Annotated in this window: 16 protein-coding genes, 1 other RNA gene and 4 pseudogenes; 15 read left to right on the forward strand and 6 right to left on the reverse strand. The window is 43.9% G+C overall.

Annotated features, from left to right (window positions below):
- Positions 1 to 334 precede the first annotated feature (334 nt).
- From hypD to LO777_RS17425, 15 genes and pseudogenes are all read left to right on the forward strand, one after another.
- Positions 335 to 2,696, forward strand: a pseudogene (hypD, locus tag LO777_RS20795) (trans-4-hydroxy-L-proline dehydratase).
- Positions 2,683 to 3,630 carry a glycyl-radical enzyme activating protein gene (locus LO777_RS17370; protein ID WP_228855097.1) on the forward strand — a complete coding sequence of 316 codons (948 nt, stop codon included), beginning with the start codon at positions 2,683 to 2,685 and terminating at the stop codon, positions 3,628 to 3,630. Before hypD ends, LO777_RS17370 begins: the two are co-directional and overlap by 14 nt.
- 250 nt (positions 3,631 to 3,880) lie before the next feature.
- Complete coding sequence (locus LO777_RS17375; protein ID WP_228855098.1) at positions 3,881 to 4,879, forward strand: IS110 family RNA-guided transposase; 999 nt, start codon at positions 3,881 to 3,883, stop codon at positions 4,877 to 4,879.
- Positions 4,880 to 5,515: 636 nt separating this feature from the next.
- A pseudogene (locus LO777_RS21280) lies at positions 5,516 to 5,734 on the forward strand (hypothetical protein); the annotation flags it as partial.
- A 56-nt stretch (positions 5,735 to 5,790) separates the two neighbouring features.
- Positions 5,791 to 7,208, forward strand: a pseudogene (locus tag LO777_RS17380) (ATP-binding protein).
- The gene (locus tag LO777_RS17385; protein ID WP_228855099.1) at positions 7,192 to 9,891 is read left to right on the forward strand and encodes a Z1 domain-containing protein; all 2,700 of its coding nucleotides are present in this window, start codon (positions 7,192 to 7,194) and stop codon (positions 9,889 to 9,891) included. Before LO777_RS17380 ends, LO777_RS17385 begins: the two are co-directional and overlap by 17 nt.
- Positions 9,884 to 10,855, forward strand: a complete 972-nt coding sequence (locus LO777_RS17390; protein ID WP_228855100.1) for a PD-(D/E)XK motif protein — start codon at positions 9,884 to 9,886, stop codon at positions 10,853 to 10,855. The genes LO777_RS17385 and LO777_RS17390 overlap by 8 nt, the downstream gene beginning before the upstream one ends.
- Positions 10,852 to 12,906 (forward strand): AIPR family protein, encoded by a 2,055-nt coding sequence (locus LO777_RS17395; RefSeq protein ID WP_228855101.1) that lies wholly within the window; start codon positions 10,852 to 10,854, stop codon positions 12,904 to 12,906. The genes LO777_RS17390 and LO777_RS17395 overlap by 4 nt, the downstream gene beginning before the upstream one ends.
- An 81-nt stretch (positions 12,907 to 12,987) precedes the next feature.
- Positions 12,988 to 13,332 carry an ATP-binding protein gene (locus tag LO777_RS17400; protein WP_228855102.1) on the forward strand — a complete coding sequence of 115 codons (345 nt, stop codon included), beginning with the start codon at positions 12,988 to 12,990 and terminating at the stop codon, positions 13,330 to 13,332.
- Positions 13,332 to 15,194, forward strand: coding sequence for an ATP-binding protein (locus LO777_RS17405; RefSeq protein WP_228855103.1), 1,863 nt, complete (start codon positions 13,332 to 13,334; stop codon positions 15,192 to 15,194). The genes LO777_RS17400 and LO777_RS17405 overlap by 1 nt, the downstream gene beginning before the upstream one ends.
- On the forward strand, positions 15,191 to 16,279 hold the full coding sequence (locus LO777_RS17410) for a hypothetical protein (RefSeq protein ID WP_228855104.1): 1,089 nt from the start codon (positions 15,191 to 15,193) through the stop codon (positions 16,277 to 16,279). The genes LO777_RS17405 and LO777_RS17410 overlap by 4 nt, the downstream gene beginning before the upstream one ends.
- A 99-nt stretch (positions 16,280 to 16,378) precedes the next feature.
- Positions 16,379 to 17,182, forward strand: coding sequence for a DNA cytosine methyltransferase (locus LO777_RS20270; RefSeq protein WP_268907474.1), 804 nt, complete (start codon positions 16,379 to 16,381; stop codon positions 17,180 to 17,182).
- Positions 17,183 to 17,184: 2 nt separating this feature from the next.
- Positions 17,185 to 17,970 (forward strand): DNA cytosine methyltransferase, encoded by a 786-nt coding sequence (locus tag LO777_RS20275; protein WP_268907584.1) that lies wholly within the window; start codon positions 17,185 to 17,187, stop codon positions 17,968 to 17,970.
- 8 nt (positions 17,971 to 17,978) lie between these two features.
- A complete protein-coding gene (locus LO777_RS17420) occupies positions 17,979 to 18,386 on the forward strand; it encodes a very short patch repair endonuclease (protein ID WP_268907475.1) in 408 nt (135 codons plus the stop codon).
- A 190-nt stretch (positions 18,387 to 18,576) separates the two neighbouring features.
- On the forward strand, positions 18,577 to 18,774 hold the full coding sequence (locus LO777_RS17425; protein ID WP_268907476.1) for an IS3 family transposase: 198 nt from the start codon (positions 18,577 to 18,579) through the stop codon (positions 18,772 to 18,774).
- 11 nt (positions 18,775 to 18,785) lie between these two features.
- On the opposite strand, the pseudogene LO777_RS21285 reads toward LO777_RS17425, so the two are convergent.
- The 6 genes and pseudogenes from LO777_RS21285 to LO777_RS17450 form a co-directional block, all read right to left on the reverse strand.
- Positions 18,786 to 18,890, reverse strand: a pseudogene (locus LO777_RS21285) (virulence RhuM family protein); the annotation flags it as partial.
- Between the two features lie 50 nt (positions 18,891 to 18,940).
- Positions 18,941 to 19,531 (reverse strand): plasmid pRiA4b ORF-3 family protein, encoded by a 591-nt coding sequence (locus tag LO777_RS17430; RefSeq protein ID WP_228855106.1) that lies wholly within the window; start codon positions 19,529 to 19,531, stop codon positions 18,941 to 18,943.
- Positions 19,528 to 20,886 carry a tetratricopeptide repeat protein gene (locus LO777_RS17435; RefSeq protein ID WP_228855107.1) on the reverse strand — a complete coding sequence of 453 codons (1,359 nt, stop codon included), beginning with the start codon at positions 20,884 to 20,886 and terminating at the stop codon, positions 19,528 to 19,530. The genes LO777_RS17430 and LO777_RS17435 overlap by 4 nt, the downstream gene beginning before the upstream one ends.
- Positions 20,887 to 21,404: 518 nt before the next feature.
- Positions 21,405 to 21,771: a transfer-messenger RNA gene (gene ssrA, locus LO777_RS17440) on the reverse strand.
- Between the two features lie 26 nt (positions 21,772 to 21,797).
- Positions 21,798 to 22,256: an SsrA-binding protein SmpB gene (gene smpB / locus LO777_RS17445; RefSeq protein WP_228855108.1), complete on the reverse strand. Its 459-nt coding sequence runs from the start codon at positions 22,254 to 22,256 to the stop codon at positions 21,798 to 21,800.
- Between the two features lie 24 nt (positions 22,257 to 22,280).
- Complete coding sequence (locus tag LO777_RS17450) at positions 22,281 to 24,086, reverse strand: GspE/PulE family protein (protein ID WP_228855109.1); 1,806 nt, start codon at positions 24,084 to 24,086, stop codon at positions 22,281 to 22,283.
- Positions 24,087 to 24,172 lie beyond the last annotated feature (86 nt).

A 24,172-nucleotide genomic window follows, 5' to 3' on the forward strand; every position in this document is an offset into this window, starting at 1 on the left:
GTTACAACCAATCTTCGAAAAAGCTATCGTTGCCTGTATAGCTGCTGTATGCTCTATCACTGACCTCTTTCCCCAAAAATACTTTTTTCAGGGGATAGAAGAGTTGTGTCCTGTTGAATCTTTCAGTTTCCGGAAAAAATATTCTTCTTTCTCACTTCCTGTGTTGTCGATGACATACCTGCACAGCCCCGTTGTTTGAAGAGGCTGTTTGCGGGATGAATTATGGAGAAAACCTATGTTTGAACAGATTGAAACCTGCAGTAGTATACCTGAACGGGCAGCTGCCGAAGAGGGGAACTTTTATGATTTTTCAGAAAATTCAATTGGTCCGGGGATGAACTCCCGTATCCAGCGTTTACGCAGACTGTCAGTTGAAACGGAGCCGACAATCTCCATTGAAAGGGCCCTGCATGAAACGGATTTTTATAAGGAAAATTATGGCAAATATTCCACTCCGGTACTGCGGGCTATGACCTTTCTCGATCATTGTCAGAGGAAAACGCTGTATCTCGGCGCGGATGAACTGATCGTTGGTGAACGGGGGCCGAAACCCAAGGCGATTCCAACTTTTCCTGAGCTCACCTGTCATAGTGTCGAGGACCTGCAGGTTCTCAACACTCGCGAGATGCAGCGTTATCTCACCACCGAGGAAGATATAACGGTTTATGCTCGTGAGGTTATCCCTTACTGGCAGGGACGTACCCAGCGTGAACGGATTTTTTCCCATGTGCCGGAGGCCTGGCGGGCTGCTTATGAGGTCGGTCTGTTTACTGAGTTCATGGAGCAGCGGGCACCGGGCCACACTGCTCTGGATGGTAAGATCTACAGGTGGGGGATGCTTGATTTTAAACGCAGAATAGAGGAGAATATTGCGGCTCTCGATTACCTGAACGATCCTGAAGCAACAGACAAGGCAGAGCAGTGGAAGGCGATGGCGATTTCCTGTGATGCGGTGATTCTTTTTGCTGAAAGACACGCAGATCTGGCCGAAAAGATGGCCAAAGAGGAGGCCAATCCTGAGCGGGTAGCGGAACTGCTTCAAATAGCGAGAATCTGTCGCCGGGTCCCCGCACATAGACCCGAAACTTTCCACGAGGCGATCCAGATGTACTGGTTTGTCCATCTCGGTACGATCACGGAACTGAACGGCTGGGACGCCATGAATCCAGGCCATTTTGATCAGCACCTGGCACCCTTTTATGAAAGGGAGATTGCCGAAGGGAGCCTGACCCGGGAAAAAGCCAAGGAACTCCTCTGCTGTTTCTGGATAAAGGTAAACAATCATCCCGCACCCCCAAGGTTGGGGTAACAGCGAAGGAGAGCGGGACATATAATGATTTTACCAATATCAATATAGGCGGGGTGAAACCGGACGGTTCGGATGGTACCAGTGAAGTTTCCCATATTATGCTCGAAGTTATTGAAGAACTGCATATTCTCCAACCCGGCTCCTCTGTTCATATCAGCTCCCGGACGCCTGACACCTTTCTTCATGCGGCAGCCAGGGTAATTCGACAGGGGCACGGGTATCCCTCTGTTTTCAATCCGGATACCTATATCATGGAAATGGTGCGCCAGGGAAAAAGTCTCCAGGATGCCCGAGAAGGGGGATGCAGTGGATGTATAGAGGTTGGCGCGTTCGGCAAGGAAGCCTATCTGTTGACCGGATATCTGAATGTGCCCAAGGTTCTGGAGGTGACGCTCAATAACGGTATTGATCCGCTCACCGGCAGGGTAGTGGGGATCAGCACAGGAGATCCCTGTGGTTTCGACTCATTCGAAGAGTTGTATTCCGCATTTATGAAACAGGTTGAATATATTGTTGATCTGAAAATACGGGTAAGCAATTATATCGATCGGATGTTTGCCAAATATGCACCTGCCCCTTTTCTCTCTGTTGTCATTGATGATTGTATCAGTAAAGGGCGAGATTATTACGATGGAGGCCCCGGTACAATACCAATTATATCCAGTGCTGTGGTCTTGGTACGGTCACCGACAGTCTGTCTGCCATAAAAAGGCATGTTTTTGAAGAGAAGAGATTTACCATGGAAGATTTGCTGGAGGGAGTGACGGCAAATTTTAAGGGTAAAGAGGTCATGCGCCAGATGATCATGAACCGGACACCGTTTTTCGGTAACGATGATGACAATGCTGATGATATTGCGGTCCGCGTGTATGATGACCTGGTGGCCACGATAGATGGGAAGCCCAATATCAAGGAGGGTGGGGAATATCATCTCAATATGCTTTCGACCACCTGTCATATCTATTTCGGCAAGGTTCTCGGTGCCACACCGAACGGGCGACTGGCCGGCAAATCAATCTCCGATGGCACCTCACCTTCTCATGGTGCTGATACAAACGGTCCCACAGCGGTGATCAAGTCTCTGAGTAAACTGGACCACGAAAAATCGGGCGGAACCCTGCTGAACCAGCGCTTTCTTCCCAGTCTTCTGAAAAAAGATGAGGATATCCATAAACTCGGTCAGCTTATCCGCTCCTATTTTCACCTCGGCGGCCACCATATTCAGTTTAATATCGTTGATACGGCTACACTTCTGGCCGCACAGCAGAGTCCGGATGACTATAAGGACCTGCTTGTGCGTATGGCGGGATACAGCGACTATTTCAATGATATGAACGAGGATCTGCAGCAGGAGATCATTGAGCGCACAGAAAATGACGCATTCTAGAAAAACAAGTGGAATACCGGTGTCATATGTGGAGTCTGGGCTTGTTTTTGATGTGAAGAAATATGCCATCAATGACGGTCCGGGTATCAGGGTGACCATTTTTTTGAAGGGGTGCCCTCTTCATTGTACATGGTGTCATAACCCGGAGAGCATTTCGTTGCATACCAGGAAGATGTACAACAGGGATAAGTGCATTGGCTGCCGGAGCTGTATTGATGCCTGCCCGGAGAAGGCATGCTTTCCCGGTCCGGAAGGTATCATTACTGACCGGGAGCGCTGTACCTGCTGCGGCTGTTGTGCCGATGTCTGCCCCACGAAGGCCATTGAAATGTCTGGAAGAACGACCACAGTGGCGGAGCTGATAACGATCGTGGAAAAGGAAAGAATCTTTCTGGAGCAGTCGGGGGGAGGTGTCACTTTTTCCGGGGGTGAGCCGTTGCGGCAGGCACCTTTTCTCATGACCCTCCTGGAGGAGTTCGGTGCCAGATCGTTGCACAGGGCGGTGGATACGACCGGTTTTGCAAAAAGCGATATTCTGCTCGAGGTGGCAAAACGAACAGATCTGTTTCTTTATGACCTGAAGATGATGGATCCACGGCGACATAAACAGTGGACCGGAGTGGACAACGGACGGATTCTTGAAAACCTGCAACTCCTGGCTCGTACGGGTGCCCATATCAATATTCGTATACCCCTTATCAAGGGAGTAAACGATGATGATGAAAATATCAGTCGGACCGCCGATTTTGTCGCAGGCCTTTACGGGGAGAAAAAGAAAGTGACCCTGCTTCCCTACCACAATATTGCTGCAGGCAAGTACGCCAGGCTGGGGGAGGAGTATGATCCGGGGGACCTGGCTGAACCGGATGAGAGTGATATTTCCAGGGTTATCAGCCTTTTTTCGGATTTCGATGTCGATGCTGCTGTGGGATGATGAGTTTCAATCACAGGTAAAGCCTTTCAGTGCGGTTTTTTCGAATGGTGAATTTGTGATGGTTGTCGGTACAGCGCAATCATTACAATACTGAGGTAGTATACCCGTATGAGGCTAAAAAAACAGCTTCGTAAAAAAACCATGGCGGAGCTGTGGCCAAAAACACAGGTTTCGGCTTAATTTACAGAGTGAGTAGGTTTTTCAAGCTGGAAGTTATCAATATCAAATAGTCGGAAGGTATTTACAGAGGATGACACTGGTCCAAAACTGGTCAGATTGTAAATCTATAGACAACAATATAGAATCCATAAGAAATTTTTTTAGGAAATATAAAAGAACTACGGTCGCTATTAAAGCGGGAACTCATTCCCCATGGATGAGTAGACTCCTGAGCTCCATGGGCTGTAATGTTTTAGTGGGGAACCCAAGAAAACTACGTGCAATATGGGAGAGTGATTGTAAGACAGATCAGCGAGATGCTGAAATGCTTGCAAGGATAGCACGATTCGATCCCAATTTGCTTTATCCGATACAACATAAAGGTGAACAGGTACAAGCGGATCTTGCACTATTGCACTCAAGAGATTTATTGGTGAGAACCCGCTCCAGTCAGATTAATCATGTTCGTGGCATTGTAAAATCCTTTGGTGAGCGGTTACCAAGTTGTAGCACGGAATGTTTTCATAAAAAGGCTATATCCCATATTCCTCAACAGTTGCAGCTTGGCCTTGGACCTGTACTGATACTCATTGCACAGCTTAACAAACAAATTAAAGCTTTGGATAAAGAAATCGAGAGTATCAGCAGTGAGCGGTATCCTGAGACAGAGTTGCTCAGGCGAGTGAAAGGAGTCGGTCCTATAACAGCTCTGGCATTTGTGTTGACGGTTGAAGATCCTGGTAGATTTGGAAAAAGCAGACAGATTGGCCCATATCTCGGGCTGACACCTCGTCGCGATCAATCTGGAGAGACAGATAAACAGCTTCGAATAACCAAAGCTGGCAGTCCGTTTTTACGAAAGCTATTGATAAATTCGGCGCAATATATTCTTGGCCCATTTGGAGAGGACTGTAACCTGCAACGTTTTGGTTTACGTCTGGCATCTAGAGGCGGGAAAAATGCAAGACGTAAAGCTGTAGTGGCAGTGGGAAGGAAACTAGCAATACTCCTACATCGTCTGTGGAAATATGGAGAAATATATGACCCGGTTTACAAACGTAACGTTTTATCAAGAAGAAAGGCAGCATGAGTTACATAGTCTCACTGCACCTGTCAAGGACAATGTTCCCCAGGAACCGTAAGTACCCGGTACTACATACTGTGACACTTAAAATGAACTTGGTGAGTATATTTATAGAGGAACATTCTCCTTGACAGCTTTGTTCGTTATGTACAACCGGTAACTGTGAAAAAGGGAAAAATGATTTTCCCTTTTTATAAGCAACGTAAAATGAGTGGAGACTTTCAAGTCATTTTGAAAATAAAGCCCTGAATAAAGAACGTCCCGTCCGGAAGACTGCGTGAATTTCTCTGGTCTGTCATATGCCAATGACAATTTTTAAGACCGATGATGAGGTGGCAGCTCCAGGACGGACCCTACAATGCACCGAACTTTTTGGCAGAGGTTCATAAATGAGTGCGAATGGAAGCATGACGTTTCAGGGATTATTTAAAAAATGGTTCGCCACGTCGAACTTATATCTTGAAAAGCCTTCTCATGGAAGAAATGCGGACTAGAGCAGTCCCTCAAGGCCAGGAATGTCACCGAATATATTCACCGGCTAGCCTTGAAAGCATTTATCGAATCTCTGGATTCTCCAGCAATACGCCGGGGAAAAAGAAAAGTTCGGAGAAAAATATTGCCATCATCTAGGACAATCCCCATGTTTCAGCCAGAAATATAGCCGAACAACTGGGCTTGACACCAAGAGCAGTGGAAAAACAGATCGCACAACTGAAAGCCGCTGGACGGCTGAAACGTATCGGCCCCGCCAAGGGTGGATATTGGGAGGTGGCTAGGGAATACCAGCATGATATCCTGCAGTTTTTACAGGATTGTATAACTGAAAGCGAAAGGTGCTTAAAATGGATGAAAATTTTCTAAATATACAACCATCACCATTGGCTCTTGTGCAATCTCTTCGCGATATTGGTTATTCAATGGAATCAGCTGTTGCTGATATCATTGACAACTCCATTACAGCAGAGGCGGAAAATATTCATGTCCGGTTTGCATGGAATGAGGGTAATCCATGGCTTGCAATCATAGACGATGGATACGGCATGAGTCCTGCTGAACTGACTGATGCGATGAGGCTTGGAAGCAAAAGCCCCTTGAAGAGCGGGAAGAAAACGACCTTGGGCGATTCGGACTTGGCCTGAAAACAGCAGCTTTTTCCCAGAGCAGGCAGTTGAGTCTTATAAGTCAGAAAGGAGGGATCCTGGCATGTCGGGAATGGGATCTTGATTTAATTGAGGAAAACCCCGATGACGGCTGGAGGTTGCGGGTTATTAAGGATTCAAACTTGCACAAGGATAAAGTCATTGCGGGATTGCTTCCAGCCCTGCAGCATGATGGAACCATTGTATTGCTGAGGAAACTGGACCGTTACGATGGGTCAGAAAAAAAAATAAATTCTCTTGTTGAACATACGCGGTCTCACATTGAACTGGTTTTTCATCGTTTTCTTTCGCCACGAAGGGGGAAGAAAAGCATTAAAATACTACTTAACAATGATGCACTCGCCGCATTCAATCCGTTTAATCCTACCCATCCTGCAACCCAGGAACTGCCAGTGCAGTCCATACATGTAGATGGCCAATCTGTTACTGTGCAACCTTATGTGCTGCCACACTACAATAAGATATCCTGCAGTGAATATGAAAAATACGCTGGCACTGGAGGGTACCTGCAGAATCAAGGTTTTTATGTATACAGAAATCGAAGACTTATTATCAGCGGCACCTGGTTCAGGCTTATAAAAAAAGAAGAATTGACCAAACTGTTGCGTGTTCAGATTGACCTCCCTAATTCATTGGATTATCTCTGGAAAATAGATGTCAAAAAATCACATGCTTCTCCACCGGAAGCTATCAGAAATGAACTTAAATTGATTATTGACAGGATCGCCGGTGCCGGAAAAAGGGTATACCGACAGAGAGGGAAAAAACTGACCAACACTGTGAAGATTCCCGGTTGGACAAGAAAGGCTGCTGAAGGAAAAATAATCTATGAAATCAACCGTGAACATCCTCTCGTTTACCAGATTCAGAATTCTCTACCTGCAGAAAAGCAGCAAGACTTCAAGAATTTGATATTCATGCTGGAGAGCAGTTTTCCTACGGAGTTATTCTACAGTGACGTTGCAAAAAAACCGGAGGCTCTCGGCAAACCCGAGGTCAATGGGAGGCAATTTTCATCTTTACTGGATATATTTATAACGCAAATAGTTAACAGCGGTGTTCCGGAAACCGAGTTATCGTCTCGTCTGGCATCTATTGATCCATTTGCAGCTTATCCGGAAGAGGTTGAAAAACTTTTAAAGCAAAGGGGATATTACCATGACAACCAACAGTGACTTACTGGAAGTTATAGAAGATAATGTTGCCAGAGCTCTTGAGGGAGCTGATGCAGATAGAGAAAAAATTACCAGTACAGTCAGAGCATATGCTCAAATTCAGGCAACAATAAATTCAGTTGAAATATCTGAACAGGATATCATAGACATTACTAAAAGGCTTGAGACACGTTTTGATATTCGCATGGGAGCGGGTACTCTGCTTTCAGCAGAAGGATATATTCCCTGGCTTGACGATGCCCGGGAAAAGATCAACTGGTATTATTGGGATCGATATAAACGCCTCCTTCCTGACAAAAAATTCAACAGGGAAGTTATAAATGTCCTGGATATAGACACCAACAAGATTATAGATCATCTTGAAAATCCACATAAGAAAGGATCTTGGAAGAGAAAAGGTCTGTGTGTCGGACATGTTCAGTCAGGGAAAACTGCAAATTATCTGGGGGTTATCTGTAAGGCGGCAGATGCAGGCTACAAGGTTATTATTGTGCTGGCTGGTTTATTAAATGCACTTAGAAATCAGACTCAGGAACGCATTGATGAAGGATTTGTCGGTCTTGACAGTTCGCAGCAACTGGAAGCGACATCTCTTGAAGACAAGCTGACGGGCGTAGGAAAATTTTACCACCCGTCAACTTGGCGAACTCCGGTGCCACTGACAACCAGCACACAGGATTTTGACAGAAAAATTGCTACACAGCTAAGAGCACAAATCAGCCAGTTTAATGAACCTGTCATTTTTGTCCTGAAAAAAAATGTATCCATCTTGAAAAACCTGATCGATTGGTTGAGAAATAACAACGTGGAATTGAACAGATTTCCAATGTTATTAATAGATGACGAGGCCGATCATGCTTCAGTTAATACAAGCAGCGAGGAAGATGACCCTACGGCAACGAACAGGCGTATACGGGAATTATTAAGTTTGTTTGAACAGAGTTCGTATCTTGGCTATACGGCAACTCCTTTTGCAAATATTTTTATCGATCCAGATACAGATGACGAAATGCTCAAGGACGATCTGTTTCCCAGTGATTTTATTATCAGCCTGGATACCCCATCTAATTATGTTGGTGCAAAGCGGATATTTGAGGATGATGGAGACCTCGATATAGTCAGAGAGATTGATGATTATAAAGACATCCTTCCCCTCAGGCATAAAATCGATGAAATCCCGGCCACTCTACCTACAAGTCTATATGATGCTGTTCGTGCATTTATTCTCATAAGAGCCATGAGGATTCTGCGGGGGCAGGGAAACAGTCATAACTCCATGCTGGTCAACGTCAGCCGTTTTACAAATATCCAGTCAAATATCAAGTGGCAGCTTCATGAGTACCTTGAGGAGATGAGGCAGGCGATTATTAATCATTTTGCCCTTTCTGAGCGGGAAGCGATGAGCAACAGCAACATGCTCAGCCTGAGAAAAACATGGGAAAAAGAATTTTCTCGAACTGAATTCTCTTGGGGTCAGGTGCAGGAAACATTAAAAGCGGCCGTTTCTCCTGTCAAAGTTATAGAAGTTAATGGATCCAGAAGGGCTGAGCCGCTGGATTACAACAGTCATGATTATCCAAATGGACGCAGTGTTATCGCTGTCGGTGGCCTGAGCCTGTCTCGCGGTTTGACATTGGAAGGATTAACCGTCAGTTATTTTCTCAGAAATTCCATCATGTACGACACGTTGATGCAGATGGGAAGGTGGTTTGGATATAGAAGTGGTTTTGAAGATTTATGCCGTATCTATATGACAGAAGAAGCGGTTTCCTGGTATGCGCATATCTCAAGAGTAACTGAGGAGTTGCGTGAAGAATTCAAGCGTATGGAGCAGGCCAAAATGACACCTCGTGATTTTGGCCTGTGCGTGAGAAGCCATCCTGAAACGCTGATTGTAACAGCAAGAAATAAAATGAGAACTGCTAAGCCTGTATTCATGCAGGTAAATCTCTACGGAAGGAGTGTAGAAACAGCAGTATTAAAAAGAACTGAGCATACCATACAAAATAACCTAAATGCAGTCACCACACTTGTTAATTCTTCCGCAAGGGAAGGTAGTTATGAAAAATTCAATAATAGCCATTTATTCCGACAGGTACCTATTAAACATATAAAGTTATTTCTTGATTTGTTTATCAATCATCCCGCATCTCCAAAGACTGCGAATGCTCCTTTGATTCATTATTTAAATCTTCTTCATCAAGAAGATAATATTGCAAGCTGGGATGTTGTTTTGATTCATAAACTACGAGCAGAATCGACAATACCGGAGCAGATAATTGCGGGATATCAGGTAAAAGCACAGCGCCGAAAAATGATAAATATAGAAGATAGTGGAGTTGCACAAGAGAATAGAAGAATTGGATCTGATAAAGATGAACAAGCGGGTTTGGAACCAGAAATTTTCCAACGATTGTTGGCAACATTCGGCTCTAAATCCAAAATTACAGCAATCTCATGCCGAAAAGAAAGAAAAAGACCATTGCTTATGCTTCATTTACTCGATTGCCAACTTGATGGAGAGTCTATAAATGAAACTGGAATTTTTGCCTTTGGTATCAGTTTTCCAGGTGAAAGCATGAGAAGACGACCTGAGAGACTGGTAGAATATCAAGTCAATACCACATGGTGGAAGAATAACTATCAAGATATCCTTGATGACGAGAGCATCTTAAATGAATAATCCATGGGATGAAATAGCAACACCCTCACATGATCTGCTGTACCGGCTGATAGATCAGAATCACCCTCTCAGATTGTTACGGGCAAAGGATATTTATGGTCGTTTCCTGTTTATATACGAATTCCCTGCCACTGATCATATTCCCGATAAATTTCCTGAATTGAATGGAATAGAACTGCATATGCAGGATCCGGAAAAGGGTGAGTCTGCAAACTGTATGCTTCTCCTTATTCTCAAAGAAAAAAAAGACTGGCAGATTTTTCTTTCTCTCTGCAACGATCTCACAGATTCAACCCGTGGGCTTGAGCAGGGTGTCCAGGCAACTCAAATTATTCTGCGAAGATTGAAAAGATGGCAGGAATTTCTTCAGAAAACCCGTTCCGGACTCCTTCCTGAAAAAGAGATCAAGGGATTGATCGGAGAACTTTTCTTCCTGAATAAACATCTGACACCAGCCTTTGGAGCTGGATCAGCCGTCAAGTTCTGGCAGGGACCGGAAGAAGCTCCACAGGATTTCAATGTTCACGACTGCGCCATTGAAGTTAAGTGTCAGCTGGGAACTACGACACCATTGGTACGGATTTCGTCAGCAGATCAACTTTGTTCTCAGTTGCCCGAGATGTTTCTCTATGTCGTGACCCTGGGTAAAGTTGAAAAGGATATTCCTGGCAGTGTGAATCTTCCCGGGCTGATAAATAAAATCAGACATCAACTCGAAACAGATTCTCCTGCAGATTTTGAGTATTTTAACAACCTGCTCTATCAGACAGGGTATCTTGACCTTGAAGAATACGAGCAGTTTAATTATCTGGTTGCTTCCGAAAACATTTTTTCAGTGACAGAAAATTTTCCACGAATATGCACAGAGGATCTTCCTGCTGGAATTGAACGAGTTGTTTACAATATAAAATTGAATGAGTGCATGCCTTTTACTGCCACCCCTGACTGGATGGAACTGACATGAGCTACGAAGAGTTTTACAAGGATTTCATGCAGGATATTTATGCTCGATCCGAAACGGAAAGTCATTTTTCTGAGGTCGTTTTTACAGAAAGAATGTGTGATTTCCTGGTTGACCAGGCTGTTCTTGAAAACTACACTGCTGCCAGTTACAAAAAAACTCATCTTGGGATTAGAGTAGACGCATATGACTACTCTGAAGAATCTGATGCCTTGACTCTTGTTATTACAGATTTTCACAATAAGCCGGAGTCCCTGACCAGGACACTGATAACCAGACTTTTCAAACGTGTAAAAAAATTCTTTATAAAGAGTCAGGACAGTTCATTTCATCAATCTCTGGACGAAAGTGATCCCGGTTTTGGGCTGGCAAGAGACATTAATGTCCGCTGTTCATTGCGCAAACTCAGGAAGGTGCGGTTTATTCTGCTTTCAAATGCATTACTGAGCAAAAGCGTTGATGATAAAATTCCAGAAGAAGAGATCGAGGGAGTTTCCTGTTCATTTGATGTCTGGGATCTTGGTCGTATTCAACGAATTGAGGAGTCGGGCAAGTCGCGTGAGGATATTGTTGTAGATTTCAGTTCATTGCCGGAAGGCGGTCTCCCCTGTTTATCAGCTTTCACAGGAAAAGGAACTTATGCATCATATCTTCTCGCAATGCCGGGCACATTGGTTGCAGAACTTTATGACAAGTATGGGGAAAGATTACTGGAGCAGAATGTCCGAACATTCTTACAGTTTCGAGGCAAAGTGAACAAGGGAATGCGGAATACCATACAGAATTCCCCTGAAATGTTTTTTGCCTATAATAACGGGATAACTTCTACAGCAGAAGAGGTAGTTACCTCGGAAGTAAATGGCAAGGTACTTATCTCATCAATAAAAAATTTTCAGATTGTGAACGGAGGGCAAACCACTGCATCACTCTTCAATACGCACCGAAAAAATAAAGCTGATCTGTCCGCTGTCCATGTTCAGGCAAAGCTGACTGTCATTCCCCCTGAAGAAACAGAGAATATCGTTCCTAAAATATCAGAATATGCCAATACTCAGAATAAAGTCAGTGCAGCTGATTTTTTCTCGAATCATCCATTTCACTTAAGAATAGAAGGAATATCACGCCGCTTGTGGGCACCGTCTTCTGCGGGCAGCCTGCGGGAAACACACTGGTATTATGAACGGGTCAGAGGACAGTTTGCAAATGCACAGACAAACTTAACTCCGGCAAAGAAAAAAGAATTTCTTGTGGTGAATCCAAGAAAACAGATGTTTATCAAAACTGATCTGGCAAAATTTGAAAGTTCTTGGGACAGAAAACCTCATATTGTCAGCCTTGGTGCTCAGAAAAATTTTGTCAAGTTTGCAGAAGCTGTCGGGAAAAAAGACTGGGACAAAATTGAAAAAAAATACAACGAGCTTTATTTTAAACGATTGATTGCCAAGGCGATTCTGTTTCGAACTGTTGACCGGTTTATCATGAAACAACCCTGGTATGGAGGCTACAAAGCCAACATTGTAACCTATACTGTTGCAAAATTTTCGCAGATGGTTGAGCAGATAAGTATGTTTCTTGATTTGGAAAAAATATGGAAAAGACAGGGCATTACCGATGAAATGGAGAGATTGTTAGTGGATATCGCAGAAGCGGTCAATTCTGTAATCCAAGAGACTCCAGCAGGAATCACGAACGTTACAGAATGGTGTAAAAAGGAACTTTGCTGGCAGAATGTTCAGGAAATTTCAATAGAAATTTCTCCCGAAGTAAAAAATGAACTTATCTCCGGAACAGCCAAGAAACGGAAAGATGCTGATGCGAAAACAGTTCAGAAAATAGATAATGGTATTCAGGCGCAGCAGTATGTACTCGAAAAAGATGGCCCATTTTGGACAATGATGCTTGACTGGTCCAGATTACACAAAATTTTTTCTCCCAAAGAAGCAAGCCTGCTGCAGATCGCCAGCCAGATACCCTTAAAGATTCCAACTGAAAGGCAATCTTTACTGCTTGTCGCTATTGAACAGAAAGCAATAGAAGATGGTTTTTGTGAATAACATTTTTTACATATTCTTTTAAAGAAGCTTGGAAAGCGTCTCCATCTAAATAATTATGATTTTAAACACAAGAAATACAATATGAGCCAAGAAAATATTCGACCCGCAGCAAGACTTATTAAAACTATCGGGCAGGATTTAATCAAAGATGTCTATGCGGCTATTGTTGAATTAGTCAAGAATTCTTATGACGCTGACTCACCTGACTCCTTGATACAGTTTGAATATAAGGATGAACAAAATCGGCTTCTGATAAGAGTTGAGGATAGCGGACATGGAATGGATTTCGATACTGTTGTTAATAAGTGGCTGGTTCCTGCAACAAGCGATAAATTGGAAAGAAAAGTCAGCAAGGGGGGAGGGTACTGCAAGGCAGAAAAGGGATTGGGAGATTTGCAGCCTCAGTTCTTGGTGAAAGAATTTTGATGGAAACAACTCAGTCAGGAACGACCACCTCACTTATTCTTGATATGGAAAGTTTAGACGAGATTGACTATCTCGATGAGTTCCAAGTTGAAGTGAATGTAGAAGAGACTGAGGCTCCTGATGGGACTGTCATTGAAATTGAAAAAGACAATGTCGATAGAGATGCAGTTAGTGATATTTGGAATTCTGGACAAATACGAAAATTACTTATTGAACTAAGAAGTTTGATAGCCCCCGAAGATGTCTTTAATGCTGCAAAGAGAGAAGGATACCTCGTTGATTTTTCGCCGTTTGAGATCAATCTTCAATTTGAAAATTTTCCAGTTGATGAGTACGAGAACGTAAAAATACCGATTCGGCCATTTCCTGTACTCGACTTATATGATTATAGAATATCAGGAACTGTAAGTGGAGAAGGATTTGCAACACTCAAGTATGAAAATCAAAATATTCCAAGCCTCCCTCCTGAACAGATCACCTTAGATTTTTCTTTTAAAAACGACCCTGATAGGGAATTACCTGGAGAAATGTACATTGATTTACGCGTTTACGACAGAGATTCTGATGGGATTACCACTTTGATTGATCGTGGTTTAAAGGATCCAGATTCAGGGCACAGGGTTGGTAAACGGGAGGCCAAACGTATATTAAATGAATATTTTGGAGTTGGAATATACAGAGAACAGTTCCGTATCAGACCATACGGCGAGCAGTCTTATGACTGGTTGGATTTAGACAAGAATAGAGTACAGGATCCATCAAGGAAAATAGGGCATAATCAAATTATGGGATTTGTTTATGTAAGACCTGAAGAGGAATCCGGGCTGACTGAAAAGAGTGCAAGAGATGGGCTCACAGAGACTAAGGAATTTTTCGGCTTAAGACATATCGTTGCTATCTCAATAAAGCAGTTGGAAGCGAGACGATATCGGTACAGAGCAAAAGCCCAGAAGGGGAGACGAAGACGTTCGGTTGAAGATGATGTTAATGCATTATTTGATTTTGAGAATGTCGTAAAAAAAGTTAAACATGGCCTTGGTGAACTGGGCATGAAAGCTGAGGATGTCAAATCAGCAGGAACCGTCATCCATAAAGTTCTTGAGAAAGAAAAACAAGATAAGGTTGCTATTGCTCAAAGAATTAAAGATACCATTGCCTTGTACCAGGGACAGGCAACACTTGGAAAAATAACCCATGTACTTCTGCATGAGGGTAGAAAAAATATAAAATACCTCTCAGAAACTGTACCAAGAATCGTAAAATGGTCTGAAAAACTTTCTGGGCAGCCGAATCAGGATTTGTTCGCAAAATTGCAAAAAAGAAGTGGGAACGTCATTTCCCACACGAAAGTGCTGGCCCATTTATTTAAAAAAATTGAACCGCTGGCGAGAACCAGGCGAGCTCCTGCAAAATCATTCATCCTTGAAGATGTTCTCGAAAATGCATTCGCTATTTTTTCTCATGATATAAGCAAAATATCAGTTAAATATATTATTGATACCAGTGATCCAAGCCTGACTGTAGTGGCTAATGAAATGGATATCATAACAGTATTTTCTAATCTTATAGAAAACAGTTTATACTGGTTGAAACTTCTCCAAGGTAAAGAGAGGTTAATTACAACAAAAACGTATAGATATGGCAATGATATCGTCGTTGAATATTTTGATAATGGTCCCGGGTTTCAAGGAGATAATATTGATCTTATGTTTGAGCCAGGCTACAGCATGAAACCTGATGGTACTGGGTTGGGGTTAGCTCTTGCAGGTGAAGCCATGGCTCGTATTGGGGGGACAATAGAGGCAAAAAAATCTGATATAGGTGCATTATTTGTTATCACGTTTAGGGGAAAGAACAAATGAAAGTATTAGTTTTGGAAGATGATGACTCACAGCTTGATACATATTCTGATGCAGCAGAGGATTTCGGCAACGAAAATGAAATTGAGATAGAGCTTGTTCCTGTAAAATCTGTGGAATCTGCTGTCCAGAGAATGAATGATAACAGCTTTGATGGTGCAATTATTGACCTTAATCTGGACGTGGAGCAACCAGATGAAGCTGAAGGAAACCGAGTCCTTACAGAAATAAAGGAAACCCGTCGCTTTCCAGTAATTGTGGTATCCGGGAATCTTGCTAATCTTGAAGAAAAACATAGAGAAAGTAAATCACCTTTATTCAAATTGTACGACCGCACAATCGAAAACGAGACGGTCTTCAACGATATTTTCAAGGTGTATCAAACTGGAATTACGGAAATCCTTGGTCGCAGAGGAGAAGTTGAGGCACAGTTAAGCGATATTTTCTGGAAATACCTGGCAAACGACTTTGACGTCTGGCTCGACAAGGGAAGTCAAAAGAAGTCTTTTCTAAGATATACATTAGCCCACTTAGTTGAGGCACTGGGGCATTTAACAGAGGATGAAAAATTTTATCACGAGGCAGAAGTTTATATAAAACCACCAATACAAAAGTACATTGCAACTGGGGATATTGTTGAAAAAGATGACGAACGCTTTGTCGTATTGTCACCGGCTTGTGATATCCAACCAAGAGAAATAAATGGCGAAATAACGTTTAATGCTGACCGAATTATTCTCGGGAAATTAATTCAAATTGATCGAGATGCGTTTTTAGAAAACGGAATAATCTCAGAGGAAGATAATGCTAAAACGAAGAAAAAAAAGTTAGAGAAAATAATTAATGGGTTGAATCCGAAATACCCATTTCTTCCAGGATATAAAGACCTGTATCCTGCTGTGATTGATATTCAAAACTTATTTTCATTCAGTATTTCAGAGTATAAAGACGACTTCAAACGACTGGCAACTATTTCTGGTGTGTTTATAAGAGATATTCAAGCTAGTCTTTCTGCATATTATGGAAGACAGGGCCAACCTGATTTAGATAAAAAGGAATTACTCAAACAATATAAAAAACATTTATAATCTTAAAGTTACTGATTTTATCTCTCACATGATTGCTGAAAAACAAGCCCAGCTGTTAGTTGACTCTGAAAAAAAAGCAATAGAAGATGGTTTTGTTTCATGATTCACATACCAGTTGTAGACCTCTTTGCCGGTCCGGGAGGACTGGGAGAAGGATTTTCTTCTTATAAAGATCAAACAGGGAATAAGGTGTTTGATATTGCCCTTTCGATCGAAAAAGACCCTTATGCACATCGCACCCTTGAACTACGTAGCTTTTTCCGTAAATTTCCAGAAGGCGAGGCTCCCGATAAATATTATGAGTACATTCGGAAAAAATCACTGACTCGCAGCGTTAAACAGCAGCATAAATTACGCTCTGAACTATTTGACAGATACCCGGATGAGGCTCGACAGGCTCGGCAGGAGGCCTGGCATGCTGAACTGGGGAAAAGTAAAGAGCTGTTTAACAGGATTGACTCCAGGATTGACACAATAACAGGAAACCCACTGACTACATGCTGGGGAGTAATCGGGGGGCCGCCATGCCAGGCATACTCAGTAATAGGCAGGTCTCGCAATAAGGGAAAAATCGGCTACTCGTCAGAAAGTGACGAACGGACTTACCTGTATCAGCAGTACCTGAGAGTCATTGCACGGCATAAACCTGATTTTTTCATTATGGAAAACGTCAGGGGCATGCTTTCAGCAAAGTTAAATGGCAAATCTCTTTTTCAAAAAATCTTGGAGGATTTGCGCCATCCTGGAAAACACAGCGTATTCTCTGGCAATACAGCAGCTGATCTCGAATACCAGATTTATCCGCTTGCAACCAGACCTTCTGCTCCTGAAAAATCATCTGATTATATTATTTCTGCCGAGAACTATGGCATCCCCAAGCCAGACACAGGGTCATCCTGTTAGGGATAAAAAAAGACTTTTCAGAAAAAAATCCTGGACTGTTGGTACCGAAACGGCCTGTGAATGTTCAAGATGTACTGGATGATCTGCCCAGACTGCGCAGCGGACTGTCTCGCGAAAAAAAGATAAACAACAATTTTGTGAAATGGGCAGAAACTCTGTATGGAATTATTGACCAGGAATGGTTTAATAAAGGAAAATACAAACACCATTCCGATTCTATTGTCAAAACACTTGAATCCATTTTCAAAAATGAGCTCAACCAGGGCAGTGAATTTATTCCATACTGGAAAACGAAAAAGAAAAAGTTAAAAGATTACGAACTGACAAAGTGGTATCTGGATGAAAGGCTGAAAGGAGTCTGTAATCACAGCAGCAGATCACACATGGTATCTGATTTATACCGTTATCTTTATGCTTCCTCCTTTGCTGAAGAAAATAATCGATCGCCTTTACTTGAAGAATTTCCTGCAGAATTGATTCCTGCCCATAAAAATGCATCTTCCGGTCATTTTAATGACCGGTTCCGAGTGCAGGTGGCGACAAAACCTTCTACGACTGTGACCAGCCACATATCTAAGGATGGTCATTATTTTATTCATTACGACCCCGAACAGTGTAGAAGCTTGACGGTCAGGGAGGCTGCACGGTTACAGACTTTTCCTGATAATTATTTTTTTGAAGGAAGCAGAACACAGCAATATATTCAGGTTGGCAATGCTGTTCCGCCACTGCTGGCCAGGCAGATAGCTGAAATTGTACACGAGTTGATCCAGCGAACATCAAATTAAGTTATGAAATGGATTCGTTGTCACCGGAAAAAAGAAGCTGGAATATGTCACGAATTAAAAATCGTGATACAAAACCGGAAATAATTGTTCGCTCTCTGCTGCATCGTGCAGGATACCGTTTTCGACTTCATAGAAAAGATTTACCAGGAAAACCCGATATTGTTCTTCCACGTTACAAAACGATTATTCTGGTTCATGGCTGCTTCTGGCACAGACATGAAGGTTGTCGCTATGCCTATTACCCCAAAACCCGGGTTGACTTCTGGCAGAAAAAATTCCGTCAAAATGCCAAGCGAGATCAAAAAGTTCAAAACGAATTATTGAAACTCGGCTGGAAAGTCTGTGTCGTCTGGGAATGTGAAACCAGAAAACCGGAAATATTGATAAGCAAATTACAACAAATTCTAAAAGGGTAGACTTTATTTAGTCGATCTTAAAAATTGTTTATCATGTTGAAAACACGAGACAATATTTTAAATCTATGGTATAGAAATAACAAGATACTGGCCTTTTACCCTTCATTTTCTTGCAATTTTTCACCAAGAAACCGAAAATATCTCCGCAACAAAATCCTCAACCGGATTTATTCAGACCTGAGCTTCAAAAATGATTAATCCTCATCATTCTCTCATTAAATTGTCGGATGTAATCGACTGCACATTCCACAATGTGGCTGAGGCTGAGCAGACCTTATTCCATTACATCGAAGTCTACTGCAACCGACAAAGGAAACATTCTACAAACGGATATAAGGCTCCTGCTCAATATGAGTTGGAGTGGTGGGACGATAGAAAAGCGGCTTAACCGTGACTCCACTTTTTTGTGGCAAGATCATTTTCATCTGCATAAATCGCCTCAACGCCTCCTTTGCCGGTAGCCGCAACAAAGGTCAGATATTCCGCAGCTGAAGAACGAACAATCGAGGTCTCTTAGTTCCCTGACTTCTGAAGTTGCTTGTTTTTATCCTTTTTCATTCACCTCCTCCCCAGTTTTGATACCTGTCCCGGGACCAGCGGAGGTATTTCATCAGTTCCAAGTTCACCGAGTCGGCGTCAAATCTTTCACTGTCAAAGTCGCCGCCGGACCATTCCATATAGCTTTTATGTTCCTCATGGCTCGGGTCTTTCAAAGCGTTGCAGAACTCAAAGTAGCCGGGTACACCGCCCACATCTTCAGGCGGACAGGCCCGTTCGCCTTCAAGGCAGGCCAACTCAGTCCTCAGCTCTGGATTAAAATAGCGGCTTTCCTCAAGAACAATTTCATGCTCCCAGCAGTCCCCGAAGTCGTAAAGATAAGTGAAGGTACGACCCTTCTGTTTAATCAGATCTCCAAGCCGGTATTTCCCGCATACCAGTCCGTCTTCTTTGGATTCCGGATATTCGGTGTAGCGCTTTTTCCCAATGGTAAATTCGTGCAAGTGGCTATCGGTCCAGTCCATGACAATCTGAATCACATCATGTAGCCGATCCAGCGTAATACCGGCAGGAACCACAAAACGCCGCCAGATTGCAGGTTCGATATCAAGCAGTTGGATTCTCAGCTGATAAAATCGTTTGTTCATTTCTTTACCTCATATTTTGACCAGAAGCTTCGTTTGCGACCATGTGCCTCAATGATCTGCTCTTTGAATGCTTCGTGAGTGTTAAATTCCTTCCAATCGGTTACGGCCTCAGAGAGCTTGTCCAGCTTCTTAAGGTACCGGATTCCATGGGGATAGGCTTTGGTGTAACCACGCTCCAGAATGGAGACAAGCAGGCTGCGGTAGATCAGGCTGGTGACAAGATGGCGGTTTTCCGATTCCATGGCCTCAGCAAGTGAAAGCAGACTTCCATAATAATCGCCGTCGAGCTGGTCTGCACGCCCCAGAAGGTAGGCTTCCGCTTCATCGATCTTTCCAATTGAGATCAGAAATTCCGCATCTGATTCCTGAAGTCTGTCGGCTTTCAGAATCTGTACCACCTCATCTGCAACGACTTCATCCCACTTGTCATGGCCGATGACATCCAGAAACGCCTGAAGGGTGTCTGTGGAATGATGTGATCTGAATTTCTGGAACAGGAGCTCCGTCAGTTTTTCGGAGTTTCCCTGCTTCTGATAGATTTCCTCCAGCAGTTTATCCCGTTCGTATGCCTGATAGGTTTCGCCTTCCGGAATTTTCTTGAGCCAAGAATGAGCTGTTTCAACATCTCCACTTTCCAGATAGACACGGGCAATATCGATTATTGCGGCTGTGGACAGTTTTCCCCGCGAGGCAATACGGGTCTTTTCGAATAGCTTGGCATCCTTGATTTGACGGGCCAGAGATTCGATCAGTCTCAAATGATGGCGCTTACCGTATTCATCTTTTTCTTTATCTGCCCACTTCTGAAGTGTGGCAATCATAGTGCGGATAGCCTCTTCAGGCAGGCATTCTCCAGCACAGTCGATTAACGTATCACGGATGCCATAGTTATCCTTTTGATTTACCTTCAGGATGATGTTTGCGATTTTATCTTTATCAGCACACCGCCTGGCATAGTTCACAAACAGCTCTTTGGCATCATAACGGAACACATCTCCGATATTTCCACTGGAGTCATCGCACATTTCGAAAATGGTATTGTCGGCCTTGTAAAATGCGGCCACAAGTTCAATACCATTAAGAGGATCATCCACACCGGCTTTTAAATCCCTCAGCAGCATTTCCAGCTCGCGGGCAAAGCTGGCTGATTCGCGCCAACTAATGAAACGCTTCCGTCGTTTCAGTCCGGAAAGTTTGTTCTTAAATCGCTGAATATTTTCCTTTGGGGTGGCAATCAATTGCTTGATCAGGTCATCGGCTTCGTCAGAGTGAACGGCAATGTTTAATAAAGCATCTGCCAGAGCATCAGGCCCCAGCTCAATCAGTTTTTGTTTGCGGTTACTACCCAATTTCATGAGGTCTCTCTCTCCAATACAGCGACTGGATTCTCCAGAATCGCTTTGATTTCCGGGGTCAATTTTCCCGGTATTTCAGCTGCCTGGGATATCTGAACATACTTGAAAGTATTGAGATCAAATGGAATCCTGAGGTTCAAACAGATAGATAGTGCCTGTCCATAAATGGCCTTTTTGTCCGATTTCTACGACGCTACGAAAAATAAAAAATGCTCACATATGTCTACTATGCTGCGCTTTTTATTTTCCTGTGCTCCTCGGAGTCTACGCTTACCTGAACTCGAACAAAAAATCTCATTTCTGGACAGACACTCCCTAACGCTCTCGTTTACTTCAGGTATATCTTTTCCTGGATGGCGAGATAGCAGTAACAGGTTATGGCTCACTGCAACCCATTAAAAAAGCCCCGCTTCGCTTTTCAAGCTAGGCAGGGCATGCTTCGTACAATACTAGATAAAAAATTAATAATAACACCTGCTAAAATGTGGTCTGCCATGCGTAGCCCGAAGGGCGAAGCATGGTGGAGGCGGCGGGAGTCGAACCCGCGTCCGCAAATGCTCCCCTCCCGTATCTACATGCTTAGTTTCCAGCTTGAGGTTTTGCACCGGGCATGCCGTGGAAACGGAGCGGGCCTGGTGCTAGACTGTTAAATCTCGTTTCCTGATTGACAGTCAGCCGTCAGGAAACCAGCCCGTTGAGTCGACGCCCCGAGTCCGGCCTTACGGGCGAAAGCCGGTGGGACGGCAGTATGACAGGTATTAAGCTGCTACTGCGTAGTTATAATCGTCTGCGATTATATTTAAGGTTCTATTGGTTTTACGAGCAAATAGAAGCTCGGCATGCAACGATGAGCTTACACATCCACGTCGAATCCGTTTCGCCCCCTTTATCGTATTGAATTATTATATTTTTTAACTGTTTCGGCGCATGACCCGCTGCAACTCCCGCTTACTCTGTTTTTCCTTGAGCGCAGCCCGCTTGTCGTACTGTTTTTTACCGCGGGCGAGTCCCAGCTCCACCTTGGCCTTGCCGTTTTCTTTAAAGTAAATCTTAAGTGGTATCAGGGCAAGGCCTTTTTCCTTCAGCTTGCCGATCAACTTCTTGATTTCCCTCTTGTTGAGCAGCAGTTTTCGTACCCTGAGCGGTTCATTGGGGTTATGAGTTGCAAAAGAATAGGAAGAAATATGCACATTATAGAGCATCACCTCCCCCCGGGAATCGACATTGGCATAACCGTCGCGCAGGTTCACCTTGCCGGCCCGCAGGGATTTCACCTCCGGTCCGGAAAGTACCATTCCCGCTTCATATTTTGCATCAATATGATAGTCGTGGTAGGCCTTTTTATTTTTCGCGACAATCTTTATTCCCATCTTTTTGCTTCAAATCGGTAAAAATTAAAACTGAGCCGATGTTACCCGCAATGCTTCCTCGTAGGTGGTGACCCCGGCCCGGACCTTGCTCCAGGCGTCCTCGCGTAATGTAGTCATTCCCTCGCGAATTGCAACCCGGGTCATTTCGAAAGTGGGTTCATTGTCGCTGACCATCCGTTTGATCTTTGAACTGATGGGAAATATTTCAAAAACTCCACATCTCCCCTTGTATCCCGTCCCCCTGCATTCCCGACATCCCTTACCCCGCTTCAATATGAGTTTACCGGTGCTGACCACGGGAAAACCCATCTTAACAAGATCTTCACAGGATATTTCAAATTCTTCGCTGCAGGTGGGACAGATTGTCTTTACAAGCCGCTGGGCCATACTGCCCAGCAGGGTGGAGGCGATCATAAAAGGCTGCAGGCCCAGGTCCCGCAGACGGGCAATGGAGGAGACCGCGTCGTTGGTGTGCAGAGTAGAAAAAACAAGATGCCCGGTCATGGCCGCCTGAACAGCATGGCGGGCAGTTTCCTCATCCCGTATTTCACCGATCATGATAATATCAGGGTCCTGGCGGAGAATATTACGGAGAATGGTGGAAAAAGTCACCTCGATGAGCGGTTGCACCGCAATCTGGTTAAATTCTTCATGGACCATTTCCACAGGGTCCTCCACGGTGACAATATTTTTTTCGGGGGTGGCTATCTCCTTGAGCGTGGAATAAAGCGTGGTTGATTTTCCGCTGCCGGTGGGGCCCGTCACCAGGATAATTCCGTGAGGCGCCTGGATAAACGAATTATACACTTCCATGTCCCGTTTGGAAAATCCGAGATTATCGATCTTCTGGAAGATCATTTCCGAATCAAGTATCCGCATGACCACCTTTTCCCCGAAGGCAACCGGTACCGTGGAAATCCGAATTTCCACATCCCGTTCCCCGTTGCCGCCGATTTTTATTCTGCCGTCCTGCGGGCGGCGTTTTTCGGCGATATCGAGACGGGAGAGAAATTTTATCCGTGAGGTTATGGCGGAGTGTACAGCCCTGGGCAATTTATAGATGGTATGCAGGGTCCCGTCTATCCGGAAGCGGACCATGCAGACATTTCGTTTCGGTTCGATATGGATATCACTGGCCCTCTGGTCCAAGGCATAATGAAAAATATGGTTAACTGCATTTTTAATATGCTGGTCGGAAGAGGTGATCTCTTTTGACGAAGAAATCTTGACATACCTCTCCAGGTTGCCAATATCGATGGAACTCCCGTCTGTGGAAACCGTAAACTGGTCTTCCGCGGCGCTGATTGATTTCTGGAAACCGAAGAATTCTGAAATGATTCGTTTAATATCCGATTTTGTGGCAAGAGCCGGCCGGACATTGACCTGGTTGGCCTGTTCAATATCGGCAAGAACCGTTTCACAATCCGGGTGATAAACGACCACATCCAGGATTCCTCCGGACATTTTCACCGGTAGGACAAGCTGACGGATGGCAAAATTTCTGGGAATGGTTCTGGTGACGACCTCCATATCGAGCTCAAGGGGGTCGAGCTTCCTGAAGGGAAGTTTCTTTTCTTTGGCCACTGCCCGGATAATCAGTTCTTCGTCAATGACTCGCCCGTTACACCCGTGCAGTTCGAAGTTAAAGGCTGAAATGATATCAACGAGATCAGGGTAGTCCTTGTCTTTTATTCCTTCCCTGGCCGCATGCCTGAGGAGTTTCTGGCGCTGTTTACCTTTTTCAAGGATTATGAATTTGCGCTGTTTCGGCGTGAGAATTCTGCGTGCCTCCAGGAGGTCGAGCAGGGCGTCACTGTTGAGAAATTTCATATGGACCACTTGTGGGTAACAATAGCCGGGCAAAGTGCTCAGGCAGGTAAAAATGAACAAATCAATAAACTTATTGTCCACTTTTG

This window comes from Desulfomarina profundi, assembly GCF_019703855.1.
GTDB lineage: Bacteria > Desulfobacterota > Desulfobulbia > Desulfobulbales > Desulfocapsaceae > Desulfomarina > Desulfomarina profundi.

Excerpts from the sequence above, each read along its gene's own strand:
- LO777_RS17370 (WP_228855097.1), top strand. The coding sequence starts at position 2,683 with ATGACGCATTCTAGAAAAACAAGTGGAATACCGGTGTCATATGTGGAG.
- LO777_RS17375 (WP_228855098.1), top strand. The coding sequence starts at position 3,881 with ATGACACTGGTCCAAAACTGGTCAGATTGTAAATCTATAGACAACAAT.
- LO777_RS17385 (WP_228855099.1), top strand. The coding sequence starts at position 7,192 with ATGACAACCAACAGTGACTTACTGGAAGTTATAGAAGATAATGTTGCC.
- LO777_RS17390 (WP_228855100.1), top strand. The coding sequence starts at position 9,884 with ATGAATAATCCATGGGATGAAATAGCAACACCCTCACATGATCTGCTG.
- LO777_RS17395 (WP_228855101.1), top strand. The coding sequence starts at position 10,852 with ATGAGCTACGAAGAGTTTTACAAGGATTTCATGCAGGATATTTATGCT.
- LO777_RS17400 (WP_228855102.1), top strand. The coding sequence starts at position 12,988 with ATGAGCCAAGAAAATATTCGACCCGCAGCAAGACTTATTAAAACTATC.
- LO777_RS17405 (WP_228855103.1), top strand. The coding sequence starts at position 13,332 with ATGGAAACAACTCAGTCAGGAACGACCACCTCACTTATTCTTGATATG.
- LO777_RS17410 (WP_228855104.1), top strand. The coding sequence starts at position 15,191 with ATGAAAGTATTAGTTTTGGAAGATGATGACTCACAGCTTGATACATAT.
- LO777_RS20270 (WP_268907474.1), top strand. The coding sequence starts at position 16,379 with ATGATTCACATACCAGTTGTAGACCTCTTTGCCGGTCCGGGAGGACTG.
- LO777_RS17420 (WP_268907475.1), top strand. The coding sequence starts at position 17,979 with ATGGATTCGTTGTCACCGGAAAAAAGAAGCTGGAATATGTCACGAATT.
- LO777_RS17425 (WP_268907476.1), top strand. The coding sequence starts at position 18,577 with ATGATTAATCCTCATCATTCTCTCATTAAATTGTCGGATGTAATCGAC.
- LO777_RS17430 (WP_228855106.1), bottom strand. The coding sequence starts at position 19,531 with ATGAACAAACGATTTTATCAGCTGAGAATCCAACTGCTTGATATCGAA.
- LO777_RS17435 (WP_228855107.1), bottom strand. The coding sequence starts at position 20,886 with ATGAAATTGGGTAGTAACCGCAAACAAAAACTGATTGAGCTGGGGCCT.
- smpB (WP_228855108.1), bottom strand. The coding sequence starts at position 22,256 with ATGGGAATAAAGATTGTCGCGAAAAATAAAAAGGCCTACCACGACTAT.
- LO777_RS17450 (WP_228855109.1), bottom strand. The coding sequence starts at position 24,086 with ATGAAATTTCTCAACAGTGACGCCCTGCTCGACCTCCTGGAGGCACGC.